The sequence below is a fragment of the Streptomyces sp. NPDC001156 genome (assembly GCF_053598275.1).
The window spans coordinates 1-13,311 of sequence record NZ_JBSFJX010000211.1; the positions used below are offsets into that span (position 1 = coordinate 1).

Sequence of the window (13,311 nt, forward strand, 5' to 3'; positions counted from 1 at the left end):
CGTGTGCGCCACCTGCCAGAGCGACACCGTCCGTGTCACCATCACCAACAGCGCTTGCCCCCCCCCCCCCCCCCACCCCCCCCCCCCACCCCCACACCCCCAAAAGCCCCACCACCCCCCCCGCCCCCCCCCCCCACGACCAGAGTGGGCACGGAGACGCGGCCGAGCTCGTCGTGGACGGGAGGCCGGTCGACGACGCCGAGTACGGCCTTGCGTATGCCTGCCCGTTCGCATCGCTGCAGCCGTCGTACCCACTCGTCGATGACGGGCTTGCTCGCCGCGGAGGTGAGGAAGGCGGGACCGAACATCGCGGCCTTCACCTTCCTCAGGACCGGCCGGGCCCCGGTGAGCCGGTAGACGTTGGCCAGCAGTCGGTACTCGCCGGCCTTGCTCGGGTCTTCCTCGTCCGCGCTCGTGTCGAGCAGTGTCAGTGAACGGAGCAGTTCGCCGTGGCGGGCCGCGATGCGCTGGCCGACGAAGCCGCCCATGGAGAGGCCGACGTAGTGGACCGGACCGAGGTCGAGCCGTCCGATCAGGGCGACGGCGTCGGCGGTGAGGGTGTCCATGTCGTACCCGGAGGGCGTTGCCGGTGTATCCCCCTGGCCCCGCCAGTCCACGGTCACACACCGGTAGTCCTGGCGGAGCGCCTCGACCTGCGGGTGGAACATCCAGCCGCTGAAGAGCAGTCCATGGCCGAAGACGACAGCGGGCGCGTCGGGCTGTCCGGGAGGTGCCCCGGTGTCGGTGTAGGAGATCGATGCGCCGTTGACGTCGACAGTGGGCACGTGCAGCTCCTTCACGCTCGGACGCGGCTCCGCCTGCGGGTGGCAGCAGAGCATAGAGGCGTGCTGAGCGCTGCTCAACAGTCTTGTCGGGCATCGCTCAACAAGTTAGGGTCGCGTCATGGCCGCCAAGTCCGCACCGACCCGTGCGCGACTGAAACCCGAGGAACGCCGGACGCAGCTGATCAACATCGGCCTCCTCCTGCTGGTGACCCGACCCATCCACGAGATGTCGATCGACGAGGTGGCAGCGGAGGCGGGGATCTCCCGCGGCCTGCTCTTCCGCTACTTCCCGACCAAGCGCGACTACTACATCGCCGTCGTGCAGGCGGCCGCACGTCGGGTGCTGCTGCACGCCAAGGCCCCGGCGGAGGGCGCCGCGACGGAGCGGATGCGGGGGATCGTCGATGGCTTCGTGTCGTTCGTGCAGCGCCGGAAGGACAATTATGTGGCGCTCGTACGGGCTGGCGCAGGCGGCGACGAGCTGGTCCTGGAAGTCTTCGACAACACCCGTCACACGCTGGTCGACCGTGTTCTGGAGGCGGCAGGCGTGAGCGACCCAACACCGCTGTTGCGGCTGGCCGTGCGCGGCTGGCTGGCGATGGCCGAGGAGATGGCCATCGATGCCACCGACGAGGTGGTCACCACGGCCGACCTGGTCGACCTGCTCGTGGGCAGTCTGGAGCGGGTCGTGGAGCAGTTCGCCGGCGCACCTCACTGAGCGCCTGTAGGTCGCTGCGTAACTGAACCTTCCCCTTGATCGTGGACACCTGGAGTCTGGGACATGAGGTTCCAGAGGAAGTACTGCCAGGTGGGAAGCACGAGCAGCCGCAGCAGGCGGTACACGGAGGAGTTCAAACGGGACGCGGTCGCGCTCGTGTGCTCCTCCGGGAAGACCGTCACCGAGGTGGCCCGGGAGATCGGGGTCAGTGCCGAGGGACTGCGGAACTGGGTCAAGCAGGGACTGAGGCGATCCAGCGAAGCCCTTGCTGACCGTCGCGTTCGACCCTGCCGAGGAACTGCTCGATCTGCTGTCCGCGCCGGAGGGCCGCGAGAGCGAAAGAGGGGATGAGGTGCCGCATGCAAGTTCCTCTACTGGTGCTGGTCGGGCAGACAGCAGCACCGTCCGGTGACGAGATACCGGTCACCGCGAGCCGATCAGGCGGAGGCTTCCTGGCCGTCCATGAGCTGCTGGATCGCGGTCAGGATCCCTTCCACGGCGGCGGGCTGGTCGGCGAGGGCGCTCAGGGGGATCGAGGGCCAGCCTTTGTAGCCCTTCTGCCGCTGCACTTCCAGCTTCTTCTCCAATTCGGGCACGGCCGGCAACGATTGCGCGAACGCGGCCGCCCGGTCCGGGCCGAGGTGGTGGGTGAGCGATCCGAAGCTGAAGGCGAGTTCTTCCTTGGGAGGGTTGTCGTACAGGGATAGCGTCCAGATCGGCACCTGCCGGCCGGCGACGGGATAGTAGACGGACATGCTCGGGTAGGTGGCGTATCCGCCCTCCAACCGCCCCTTGGCTGCCCCGTGATCCAGCAAAGCGGTCGCAGCCTGCCTCAGCTGCGGGGCGAGACGCGTGTGGAGTGCCGCGTCCATGTCGGCGCGTGTGGTCCTGTGTGTGCTGCGGCGGCCGGATGGGGACTTCGCTGCCGTGGCGACCTCTCCGTGGATGCGCGGGACCAGGACGCGGAGGTCTCCGTTGCCTCGGTACTGGGTCAGTTCGATGGCGTACACGTCGGTTAGCCGCATCTGCCGGTTCAGGAACTCGACGATCGCCCTCAGCTCCAGCGGGATCCGGTCCGCGACGAACAGCAGCCGCATCTGGCCGGCGGTCAGCCGTTCCTCGACCCCCGCCCAGAACTCTTGCGGAGAGCGGTCGCCGAGGAACTCCCCGTACGCCTCTTCCAGCGACCGGCCGTCCGCGACGCAGGTCTCCTCGAAACAACGCTGAAGCAGCGCTCCAGGCCAGTAACGCGCCCCGTTCGCCGCGTAGTCCAGCATCTGGCCCACCACCTCGCGCCGGATACGCGTATCGCTGGCCCGCTTCACCTCCACCAGCGTCGGCACCCCGTCGGCGTCGACGAAGAGGTGGCCCAGCCAGTACGCCGGCGCACCATCCGCGCTCGTTGCGACCCCCATCTCCCGCGCCACCAGCACGAGCCTGAGCGGCTGGCCGTCAGCCAGCGAGCCGAAATCCAGCATCCTGGGATGGCGCGCGAGAAGTTCTTGGAACTCCGCCTCGGTCTCGAAGGCGGCCGGCTCCAGGGCCTGCAGATCCGCACCCAGAACAAATACCGGCTGATCGGTCACGTGCTTCCACCCCTGTGATCTCGCGATCATGGTCAATGATCGCTTCCCCGGTGGCCGCCCCCCGGTGAGGAAGGCGGCAGAGGCCTGATCGTAGAGGCGGCTCCCGCCGCAGGCAGACGCATCCGGAAAGTTGGCAGGCGGTTCGTCGCGGCCATCGCCGCTGACCTCGAAGGGCACCGTGCAGTAGGTCGGGACCGCAGGCGGCGGGCGCCGCGGGAGTCACCGTTAGGGACAGGATTCGCCGAATTTGACGGCCGTGAACGTCACGGGCTGTCCCTTCAACTCGGTTCCGGCGCTCGGGGTTTGGCTGCACACGTGCCAGTTGCTCTCCACCAGCACCCAACGATCCTCTGCTGAGGCGTCCTTGACGCTGATCGACGTGCTGCTGTCGAGGGCGGCGCGCGCCGCCTTTACCGACTTTCCCTTGAAGTTCGGCATCGTGCCTCCGGCCGCCGAGGGCGCCGTCTGGTCCTTGGCGGGGCAGGTCTCCTCCAGTTTGACCGCGCCGAAGTCCAGGGTGGTGTCGGTCGGAACCCTCTTGCCGGCGGCTGTGTTCTGGCTGCAGACCTTCCAGTTGCGGTCGAAGGCCTGCATCCGGCCGCGGCCCAGCGCATCGTGCGACGTCAGTGAATAGAAGGCTTGGCTCTGGGCGGCATCCTGCGCGGATTGCAGTCCCATGCCGACGAAGTTCGGGACGGTCTTGGGAGCGGTGGCGGTCGGCTTGCTGTCCTGCGTGGGCTTGCCGGCGTCCGCAGCTGCGGTGGCCGAAGCCGACGGGGTGGTGCCGTGGGAGGCCGTGGTGCTGTTTGCCGGGTCGCAGGACACGAGTACGCCGGTTGCGGCGCACGCGAGGACAACGCTGGTGATGCGGGTGTGCATGGATTCCCCCGATTGGTGCCGGTACAGGCGGAACACTGTAGATCATCTGTGAAGAAGATGTGAACTACCGTCATCTGACCGTGACCTGGTGTGTGTGTCGCTGCAGCGGCAGTGACCGGCGCTGCTGGAAGGGCGTGTTGCGGGGTGTCCCGGTGTTGATGGGGTGCGGCCGGGGGAGAGCGCGGATTCGACGTGTGGGATGTCCTCTTGATTGCCTGTCAGGCAAGATCACGGTTGTGGTACGAGTGTCGATTATGTGCAGGCAACATGGATAATCTGTGTTTCCCCGGTCCCTTCTGCTGTGTGGTGCCGGTCAGCACCAGGAGGAGGCTGCCGTGGGGAACACCCCTCACGTCCTGCCGGACCAAAGACTCGATGAACCGGCAGACCCCGACGAAGCGGGAGCGGCAACGGAAGAAGCCGCTGTGGCTCATGTTCCTGTCCGCCGTCGCTTGCGCGCATGGTCTCGTTTCGCCACTTGGGGCTCCTTAGCCGTGGATGAGGCTCGCAATATCCTTTTTGTGTATCGACGGAGACCCGGTACGTGGCAAGCAAGAGTGGTAGTGCATCGGCGAAGGGCTGTGGCGGCCTGGTCGTCATTGCGGTGATCGCCGCCCTGATGACGCAGTGTGGGGGCAAGGACGGCAACTCCCACACGAGTTCGAACTCTCCGGCCAGCCCGGCCGCGAGTACGACGAGTCATGCGGCGAAGCCCGCCGCGAGCCGGCCAAAGAAGGTGACGATGTCGCTTGCCGAGATCGTCACCACGCCTGGAACGCTTCAGCAGTTCAAGAAGTTCGTCGCCGAGTACGGCAACGCTGATCAGAAGCAGGCCATCCAGCAGCTGACGAAATGGCGCGGGTACGGTCGCAAGGCCTACCCGGCCATCGAGGTGGACTCCGACTATCCGACGGTCGACTACGAGGCTGCGGGCGCCACGGACGAGACTCTCGCTCTCGAAGAGCAGTCCCAGTACATCGCCGAGGCATTCGCCGCATGGTGGCGGACGGATGAAACATCGGTCATCCAGGTCTTCGACCGTGGCGGCACATACACCGCAGGTACGTCCTGCATCCGGCCCGACAGCGTCGAAGTGCACGGGTCGTGCCTGAACAGCTGACGTGAGCAGATCCTGAGCCCTGCCGGCGCTTCGGGCACGCGGCGCGCGTCAGGCAGCCCGCCTGCCGGGCGGAAGCCGGTTCGTGAATCCACCTCGAGGTCGCGGCATCAGACAAGGAGACCGTGTACGTGTATGACGAGGAAGCGGCCAGGGCGCGGTTCCTTCAGGTCGGGTGCAGCCCCGAGGAGGCCGACACGCTGGTGAATGCAGGCATCGATCCTGACATCGTCGGAGCCCGTGCCCGCGACGCCGTGGGCTCCGCCTCCGCCGCCGCCTTTCACGACCTGGCCGACCCCAACCGTTATCTGCAGGACGCGGGCGGTGATGCGGACGAGGCGTGGAGGCAGTGGGCGAAGGACTCCGTGGAGGGTTCCTTGTACGAAGGGGAAGACGAGGACGCAGAGGCAGACGAGGGAAGCGACGAAGGGAACGTTGCAGGGGATGACGACGATGGCGAGGACGCTCGCGGCGCGTACGGATGGGTGAGCGCCTACATCACCAGCGTCGGCCCGGGGGAGTACACCATCGACCTGTACGACGACCTGAGCATGCCAGCCAACGGCACCCACGTGGACACGCTGACCTTCTCTGTGCCTGCCACGATTCCTGCCGGCTCGCCGGCCGACCGGGACGCCCAGGTCATCAAGGCGGCCACCGAAGAACTCGCCGACTACGGATGCATCCCGGCCTCCGACTTCCAGGGCAGCGGCGACAGTTTCAGTGTGCAGGTCCGCGCGAGCGACCACGCCCGGCAGTGGCTCGAGGACCAACGGCCGCCGGCAGAAAAGCTCGAGCTACTGCTGGCCGGGCTTGAGGGCCTGGTGGACGATCTGGCGACTGCGCATCCAGGCCGCGACCGTCCCCGCATCGACACCATCGCGCACCCCCACCCGGGCCGGCCGGTAACGGCCCCGGACGGCGGCGCTCGCACCTCGATCGTCGGCTGGGGCGACCGGGAAGCCTTCCTGCAGGCCGTCGCTGCCGACGTGCCGGACAGCGTACGCCTCGAGCGCTACCAAGGCGGCTGGGCACAGCGCCTTGACGGCGCAGAAAACCTGAAGCATCCCACTCTGCGGGGCCTGGAGCGGGTGCGGGCCGAAGCAGCCCGCCGCGAGGGCGAACTGAGCGGCTTCACCGCCACGTTCCGCTCCGGTGACGTGGTGCACCGCTACCAGGTGAGCGCCGACTGGGCCCAGGAACTGGACGAGTGCCTGGACGACTGGGAGATGCGCGTGAGGGCGGTGCTAGAGGAGCAGACCCGATTCCCGCACCTCAAGCAGTGGGGCCGGCAGCTCTCCCAGGCCCTGGTCGACGACGATCAGTTCATGGCGGCCGAAACATCCCAAGACCAAGCCAGCAGGGGCGGAGATCTCGCCCGCAGCATGTTCGGCCCCAACTGCCCGATCAACTCGCATGACATCCAGCGCGCCCTCGCCGACGCACGGGCGAAGCGGGCCGACATCCTCCTCGAGCGGCAGCGCGCCCAGTGGCAGACCGCCATCCCGGCCTGGGCAGCGCAACTGGCCACCTCGCCGGCCTTCCAACAGGGCACGACCGCGCAGCGCGCCATGCTCGCCACCAACCTCCTGTACGCGCACCACCCCATGGCTGACACGCCAGAGCTTGTCCGCCTGCTGCGCACCGCGGCTGCCGACCTGCTGGCTTGAGACGCCACGAGCGCAACGGATCGCCGGACAGCGCGTCATCGCCTGTTGGCGGTGGGGCGCCGTAGTACAGCCTGGGATTCAGACACTGCCGAAGGAAGCGATCGTTGGGTGTGGGAGTGAACAAGGGGCAATATCCGAAGGGTGCGGCTCGTTTCGAGGGACGCCTGACAAGGGAACCGTGCCAGCTCCGTGCCGCCCGCACGATGTTGTTCAGCCCGGCGGCAGATCGGGCCGTCGCACCCCGCGTCCGGAACCGGCGGCGCAGGTCAAGTGGCTGACCGGATCGCGAGTGATCATGGCCTCTTACGCTGGCCCGCGGATCGGGCAGGCTTGTGGACCTGCCAGGGGGCGGGACAAGCGGCCGGCAGTCCTGACTACGATCACGCGATGGTCGAAGAGATCTTCCTTGCCCAGGGTCCACACGTGGCTGTCCGGCGCATCGCCTTGCGTGACCACGAAGAGATCACCGCTCTCACTCGCGAGAGCGGTGATCTGCACCACCCGTGGGTCCCAACCCGGGAAACCTCCCCGGAAGCCTTCCGGGAGTACATCGCAAGGTTCGATCAACCTACCTACGAAGGCTTCGTGGTCTGTTCGCGCCACACGGGCGCGATCGTCGGCGGAATCAACATCAACAACATCGTCCGCGGCACCATCCAAAGCGGGGCCCTGGGCTATGTCGCCTACGCGTCCACCGCGAGGCGTGGCTACATGACTCAGGGGTTGCGGCTGGTCGTAGAGTTCGCCTTCACCGAGCTCGGGCTGCACCGGCTGGAAGCCAACATCCAGCCCGCCAATGAGTCGTCCATCAGGCTGGTCAAACGACTGGGGTTCCAGTGTGAGGGCTACTCTCCCCACTTCCAGTTCCTGGATGGCGCCTGGCGCGGGCACGAACGCTGGGCCCTCACGGTTGAGATGACTGGCACCCAGACGCCTGACAAGTCCGTGAGCTCGCTGTGACTGACGACGAGATTGTCGCTATGGCTGAGGCAGAAGCCTGGAGGGGGGTGCCCGTCGTGACCGCTGGGTGAACGCATCGGACAAGGGCCCTGGCGTGACGAGGCGGCCCGCGGCTTCGAGATTTTAAGGTCTGACCTCATCCTTATCAGGTCGATCACGGGGGGCCGTCGACGTTGGCCAACCGGGCCTGAGCCTCGGCCGATCGTCCCCTGGGGTCCGGCGTCGGCCGCTGCTGTTCGCGCTTGTTGGTGTCAGCTACTGGTGTCAGCCGCCCCACGTGGTCTTGACAAGGGCTGAGGTGACACGTTCAGCGTTCTTCCGCTCCCGGATATCCTTCTTCCTCCGGCGCGGCCATGACGAGACCGGAACTCACAGCATGTTCGTCGTCGGTACCCAGCCGCTGGAGATAGGCCCAGCGGTCGAGCTGAGTGCAGGCCCAGGCAGGGTCATACGCTGCCGTAGGCAGCTGGGGTACGCGTTTGCGGCCCGTGTCGTCGAGTCGGTAAGGGACCTCGAACGCCGTATCCCAGAGGGTTAGATCTGCGATGAAACGCGCTTCAGCTTCCGAAGGATCGATTCCCAAGTAGCGGGCGATGTCCGCCCAAGAGGTGCTCCGCTCGCGCTCGTAGATCACAGCCGAGACCAGCGCGCGTTCAGCGAGTTCAATGAGCTGGAGCGCTTGACTCACCCGGCCCCGGGGCCCGTGTCAGGATCGTGGCGGGTCGCGACCAGGCCACTCGCGCTGTCAGCGACATCCACGGCGTGGTCGCAGAGCACCAAGCGTGCCAGCGCTTGGCGGGAAAATCGGACGCGGTCGACGTCGTAGGGGGTCGTCTCGGTCATGCGCACAGCGTCGCAGGAGGCGTCCGTTTCGCGAACCCAATTCTTCTGGTACTGATCAGCCGATCGGCTGACCAGCGAGGCAGAACAGGCCCACGGCTCTGACCAGTTCAGATGTCGTGGGCTTCTGTCATTGTTGGTGGACCTCGGGCACCCTCGCACGGCCCAGTGATCGCGGCATGCGGCCAAGCGCTTAGAAGGCGCACTTCTGGTTTGCCTGCAGTAGGCCGCTGACCTGGTCAGTCGTACGGCCTGGCGGAGCCGCCGCCGACAACTTCGACAGGCATTCGACAGGACTGTTCTGGCCGCAGCGAGGTCGCCTGGCTCCCTCACCTGCTGGCAGCTGACCTGGCCCAATATGTCTGTGCCCATAGCTGATGTACTCAGGCGGAGCTGAGTACTTGCGCTCTGGTCGGTGATGGGACAAGCGGAGACGCTTGGGTGATGCGTCATGGACTACTGAGACCTGTTCGCCAGCTGTTGTCGATCCTCGTGCTGGCTGGGGTGTCGCTAGCAGCGTGGGCTGCCTGGCTGGGCTGGGACCAGCATCGTGACGTGCAACCCGATGGCACGACGACCGGTCCGTACGAGGCGTGGCAGGTGATCGGGCTGGTGCTGACTCTGCTGGTACCGGTGTACTGGGCGGCATCCCGGCGCTACATCGCAGGCGCTGTGCTCGGCACCACGGTCGGCCTAACCGTTGCTGCCTATTGCGACTGGTCGGACGACTCGAGCGGCCTCTTCATGGTCGGCGTGGGGATGGTCATGATGGGGAGCCTCGTCGTGACCGCCATCGTTTCCGCCGTGATCGCCTCTGCGAGATGAGACGGACGGCGGATTGGAGCTTGACGGCACGCTGCGCCGCCCCCGACAGTCACCGCTGGTTTGGTGCGGCGACTGCTCCGTTGCCGCCAGAGACACGAAACGCCCTGGAGGAAGATCCCCGCTGGGGCGTTTTGGATGGTGACGCCCGGCAGGACTCGAACCTGTGGCCAAGCGTTTAGAAGACGTGGGCACACCCCAGCGGCCTGGCTCAGCGGGTCCGCAACGTTTCTGTGACAGGCTGCCGGGTGCTGTCGTCGTCCGCGCTCGTTGCCGTCAGCGTTGCCGTCATGGTTGTCGGCGTCTCGCTTTAGCGGGAAGTGTGGGCATGGTCGTGGACCCGACTGCGTGCAGATTGCGGGGCCGGACATGGCCAGCCATGAACCGAGTGGAACTCTTGCCCGCGTCCGGCCGTCCCCTTTTGATGTGACGCATCAGCTTTCGGTAGCCGCGCCGACCTGGCCCCGCTGCCGACATGGCTCCGACTCGACCGACTCCTTTGAGGGTTGCCGCGGTCGCCGTGTCGATCCGCACGATGAATGCCTGGAGCACCTGGCCGATGTCGACCGTGCCGCTTACCTTGCACAGTTGGGTCCTGGCAGCGATCTGGATCACCGGGGCACCTTCATTCCCGAGAACCTCCTCGGCGTGCTCCTCGACGCCATCCGGGCTCCCGGCGCCCGGCAAGCCCTCTTGGGCACAGCCCGTTTCGATGCGGCGCGGTTCGTCGGCGATGCTGACTTCAGCGGCGTACGTTTCAGGGGCGATGCTGGCTTCGAGCAGGCAATTTTCCTTGGTACTGCCCGGTTCGTGGGAACTGAGTTCCATGGGGACGCCTGGTTTGAACGGGTGCGGTTCTGTGGAGCCCAGTTCCGCGAAGCGTCGTTCGAGACCAACGTGTGGTTTGGAGAGGCGGTGTTTTCTGACGACGTTCGATTCGATGGCGCACGGTTTTGCGGGCACGCCAGGTTCCGTCTCGCCCAGTTTCATGGCAACGCCGCGTTCGACGGTGCGCAGTTCTCGGGAAGCGTCGGCTTTCAGGGAACGCACTTCGCCGGCTGCGCCTGGTTCGACGGCGCGAGGTTCGAAAGCGCCTCGCAGCTGGGCCCCTTGGTATGCGAAGACGCTGTGGATCTGTCCGCGGTAGTTTTCGCGGCCCCGGTCGCCATCGAGGCAGCGACCAGAAGGATGTGGTGCATACGGACGGAATGGACTGCAAAAGCAACCATGCGGTTGCGGTACGCCACCGTGGACCTCAGCGATACGGTCCTCGCACACCCCCTGAGCATCGCCGCCCGAGCAGCCCCGTTTACGGACCGGACCGGAACCGAGGGGACCGAAGAGGTGCTGGAAGAGCAGGCCTTGGATGGCAGCGACACGGGAGTGCGCATTGCCTCTCTGCGAGGTGTGGACGTAGCCCACCTGGTGCTCCACAGCGTTGACCTGACTCCCTGCTTGTTATCCGGTGCCGTGCATCTCGACCAACTGCGCTTGGAGGGGGAGTACCTTCTGGCGCTTCCTCCCACAGGCCTACATCGACGCGGCCTATGGCCCGTGCGGTGGACCACACGGCGAACGCTGGCCGAGGAGCACCACTGGCGAGCCGCCAAGGGCTGGGATGCATGGACATCAGCGCCGACCGGAGTGGAAGTTGTAGGGCCAGCGGGATTGGCTGCGGTGTACCGGCAGCTTCGCAAATCCTTCGAGGACGGCAAGAACGAGCCCGATGCCGGCGACTTCTACTACGGCGAGATGGAGATGCGTCGTCACGACACCAAACGGCCCCGTGCCGAGCGCGCGTTGCTGACCGCCTACTGGGCTGTGTCGGGCTACGGTCTGCGTGCCTCCCGCGCTCTGAGTTGGCTGCTGGGAGCCATGGTCGCGAGTGTGCTCGTGATGATGCTGTGGGGTGTACCGAAGGAGGCTGCGAAAACTGAGAGCACCGGCAAGTTGATAGGCCAGAGCATCTCGCTGACGAACGACACGACCGATCCCATCGCCCCTGACGGGCCGCTCGGGCAACGCTTGACGTCCCAGCGATTCGAGAAGTCCATGCGCTTGGTGATCAACTCAGTGGTGTTCCGGTCATCGAGCCAGGAGCTGACCACCGTTGGAACGTACGCCGAGATGCTGTCCCGAGTGGTCGAACCTGCTCTGCTCGGCCTCGCGGCCCTTGCCGCCCGCGGCCGCGTCAAGCGGTGACGACCTTTCGGTCAAGGTTCATGCGCCAATGGGTGAACCGGCTACATCCTCGACCTTTGAGGGGTACCTCGAGACAGCCGCTTTACAAGTTCGTTGCCGGACCCATGTCACCTGCCGGAACCGCCGTCCGGGGGCGATTCTCGGTCCTCCTCCGGTCGAACCTGTCCGCCGTCGTCCGACGACGTTGATGTCACGTGGTGATGTCAGCTTCGGAGTTGGAGCTGGTGTCAGATGGGAACTTGCCGTGCCCTCGGCGCTCCCTCAGGCTCACTACCCACGAGACAACAATCAAGACGAGGCCGGAGATTACAAGGATCCTGTCCGCTGGGGAGCCGGCACTCTGACCGGATCCGGATACAACGCCTGCCACACCAGCGATAAGAAGCACAAACGGTTGCCAACGTCTCCGAGCAGGCAGGAGGCGCATACGCCACACCGAGTAGGCCATCCAGGCAATGACGGCCAAAATAAACCATGCAAAGGTACTCACCAAAAACTCCGCAAAAGAGAGAGGCCGGAGGGCTTGAAGGTGCGGCCTCTTCCTTATCAGGTCGATCACGTACGCCGCGCTACTTGCGGCGGATCCGTGCTCGTGTGCTGGGATCCGCGGTGATTCGCCGCTGTTGCTGTCAGCCCGCGATGGCTATGCCGACGACTGCCACCGCCAAGGCAAGGAAGATCAATAGCCAGCGGTTGCGCGGCGAGTGGCCGCCGTAGGCCTCACCCTTGAAGCGGATCATCAGGTAGATCCCCAGACTCATGACAGCGAGACCCGCCAGCAAGCGCAAGATCGCCACTGTCATGCGCCCTCCCACCGCACGGTCCGCACGGTGCCCCGGATTCGGCGCGCAACTGCCAGTTCTTCTGGGTCTCACAAGCCTCTCAAGCGACCTGCCCTTTTCGCAGCTCTGGACCCTGATCGCCCGTGGGTGCCCCGTCGTCATCTGCCGTCGGCGGTCACCCTTGAGGATCCTCGGACGGCCCAGTGACGGCCCCGCTGGCGGCCGAGCGACGACCTCCGAAGGAGGCGATCAACGCATCTGCCACGATCACCGCATCTGCCTCTGCAACATCTGCCGGGTATTCCGGCAGCAGATCGTCCCAGACGACCATCCACGATCCGTACAGTTGGGCCTGTCCCGCGGGCCGCGCGAAGAACCAGATGTGCAGGTGTGCGCCCCCATCTCCGATGCGGTAGACGTGGGCTCGCGAAATGTGCGGCACGGCCTGCACGTGGCGGACGATGTGAGTGGACAGCACCCCCAGTTCGGCTGCCAGCTTATCGGGCAGGTCAGCCATGTCATGGTGGTCACGCGGATGCAGCATGAGCACCAGGGGCACACCAACTCCCGAGATCCGGGTGAGCCGCCACCTGTCGTTGAGCCAGATCCCTTCGTCTCGGTCGCGGCACGACTTGCAGTTCGATGGATCCTCGCCATGTCGCGCAGGCTCGGGCAAGACCGGAGGGCGCAGCGGCGCGACGCGCAATCCGTCCGGTTCGAATGGGCTGATATCCCACCCTGTCATCCGTGCCAGCGGGAGCCGACGCTCACTATCCGCAGCCGCAATCGCGTGGTCGTAGAACTCGTCAGGTCGCAAGGCCATGGCCCGAAGATTAGTTCTGCAGGGACGCCCAGTGAGCCTTTCCCGGTAATGGATCATGACGTTGTGTGATCGTTCAGATGGTTCGGTCGTACTCGAGCTGGAGCAGGACGAGGGCCGCTGCGGCGAT

14 protein-coding genes are annotated in these 13,311 nt (G+C 65.9%); 7 read left to right on the plus strand and 7 right to left on the minus strand.

The genetic code is table 11. The features are described 5' to 3' along the window. Positions 1-41: 41 nt before the first annotated feature. Positions 42-785: an alpha/beta fold hydrolase gene (locus ACWDA7_RS43360; RefSeq protein ID WP_450612441.1), complete on the minus strand. Its 744-nt coding sequence runs from the start codon at positions 783-785 to the stop codon at positions 42-44. A gap of 118 nt (positions 786-903) precedes the next feature. Between ACWDA7_RS43360 and ACWDA7_RS43365 the strand changes: the two genes are divergently transcribed. Both ACWDA7_RS43365 and ACWDA7_RS43370 read left to right on the plus strand, forming a co-directional pair. Further along, positions 904-1,503, plus strand: a complete 600-nt coding sequence (locus ACWDA7_RS43365; RefSeq protein ID WP_450612443.1) for a TetR/AcrR family transcriptional regulator — start codon at positions 904-906, stop codon at positions 1,501-1,503. Between the two features lie 63 nt (positions 1,504-1,566). Continuing rightward, on the plus strand, positions 1,567-1,854 hold the full coding sequence (locus ACWDA7_RS43370) for a transposase (protein WP_450612445.1): 288 nt from the start codon (positions 1,567-1,569) through the stop codon (positions 1,852-1,854). A gap of 86 nt (positions 1,855-1,940) precedes the next feature. Here ACWDA7_RS43370 and ACWDA7_RS43375 read toward each other — a convergent pair whose 3' ends face one another. After that, the gene (locus tag ACWDA7_RS43375) at positions 1,941-3,266 is read right to left on the minus strand and encodes a hypothetical protein (RefSeq protein WP_450612447.1); all 1,326 of its coding nucleotides are present in this window, start codon (positions 3,264-3,266) and stop codon (positions 1,941-1,943) included. A 48-nt stretch (positions 3,267-3,314) separates the two neighbouring features. Beyond that, entirely contained in the window at positions 3,315-3,968 is a 654-nt protein-coding gene (locus tag ACWDA7_RS43380; RefSeq protein ID WP_450612449.1) for a PASTA domain-containing protein, read from the minus strand. A gap of 544 nt (positions 3,969-4,512) precedes the next feature. Between ACWDA7_RS43380 and ACWDA7_RS43385 the strand changes: the two genes are divergently transcribed. The 3 genes from ACWDA7_RS43385 to ACWDA7_RS43395 all read left to right on the plus strand — a co-directional run bounded on the left by ACWDA7_RS43385 (position 4,513) and on the right by ACWDA7_RS43395 (position 7,715). Beyond that, a complete protein-coding gene (locus ACWDA7_RS43385) occupies positions 4,513-5,088 on the plus strand; it encodes a hypothetical protein (RefSeq protein WP_450612451.1) in 576 nt (191 codons plus the stop codon). 122 nt (positions 5,089-5,210) lie between these two features. Continuing rightward, complete coding sequence (locus ACWDA7_RS43390; protein ID WP_450612453.1) at positions 5,211-6,755, plus strand: hypothetical protein; 1,545 nt, start codon at positions 5,211-5,213, stop codon at positions 6,753-6,755. A 387-nt stretch (positions 6,756-7,142) separates the two neighbouring features. After that, entirely contained in the window at positions 7,143-7,715 is a 573-nt protein-coding gene (locus ACWDA7_RS43395; protein ID WP_450612455.1) for a GNAT family N-acetyltransferase, read from the plus strand. A 307-nt stretch (positions 7,716-8,022) separates the two neighbouring features. Here ACWDA7_RS43395 and ACWDA7_RS43400 read toward each other — a convergent pair whose 3' ends face one another. Together ACWDA7_RS43400 and ACWDA7_RS43405 are read right to left on the minus strand one after the other, a co-directional pair. Then, complete coding sequence (locus ACWDA7_RS43400; RefSeq protein ID WP_450612457.1) at positions 8,023-8,403, minus strand: hypothetical protein; 381 nt, start codon at positions 8,401-8,403, stop codon at positions 8,023-8,025. After that, entirely contained in the window at positions 8,400-8,558 is a 159-nt protein-coding gene (locus tag ACWDA7_RS43405; protein ID WP_450612459.1) for a hypothetical protein, read from the minus strand. Before ACWDA7_RS43405 ends, ACWDA7_RS43400 begins: the two co-directional genes overlap by 4 nt. 441 nt (positions 8,559-8,999) lie before the next feature. On the opposite strand from ACWDA7_RS43405, the gene ACWDA7_RS43410 reads away from it, so the two are divergent. Further along, a complete protein-coding gene (locus ACWDA7_RS43410) occupies positions 9,000-9,380 on the plus strand; it encodes a hypothetical protein (protein ID WP_450612461.1) in 381 nt (126 codons plus the stop codon). A gap of 423 nt (positions 9,381-9,803) precedes the next feature. Continuing rightward, complete coding sequence (locus ACWDA7_RS43415; RefSeq protein ID WP_450612463.1) at positions 9,804-11,579, plus strand: pentapeptide repeat-containing protein; 1,776 nt, start codon at positions 9,804-9,806, stop codon at positions 11,577-11,579. Positions 11,580-12,208: 629 nt separating this feature from the next. Here ACWDA7_RS43415 and ACWDA7_RS43420 read toward each other — a convergent pair. Then, positions 12,209-12,382 carry a hypothetical protein gene (locus ACWDA7_RS43420; protein WP_450612465.1) on the minus strand — a complete coding sequence of 58 codons (174 nt, stop codon included), beginning with the start codon at positions 12,380-12,382 and terminating at the stop codon, positions 12,209-12,211. A gap of 154 nt (positions 12,383-12,536) precedes the next feature. Continuing rightward, positions 12,537-13,184 carry a hypothetical protein gene (locus ACWDA7_RS43425; protein WP_450612467.1) on the minus strand — a complete coding sequence of 216 codons (648 nt, stop codon included), beginning with the start codon at positions 13,182-13,184 and terminating at the stop codon, positions 12,537-12,539. Positions 13,185-13,311: the final 127 nt, after the last annotated feature.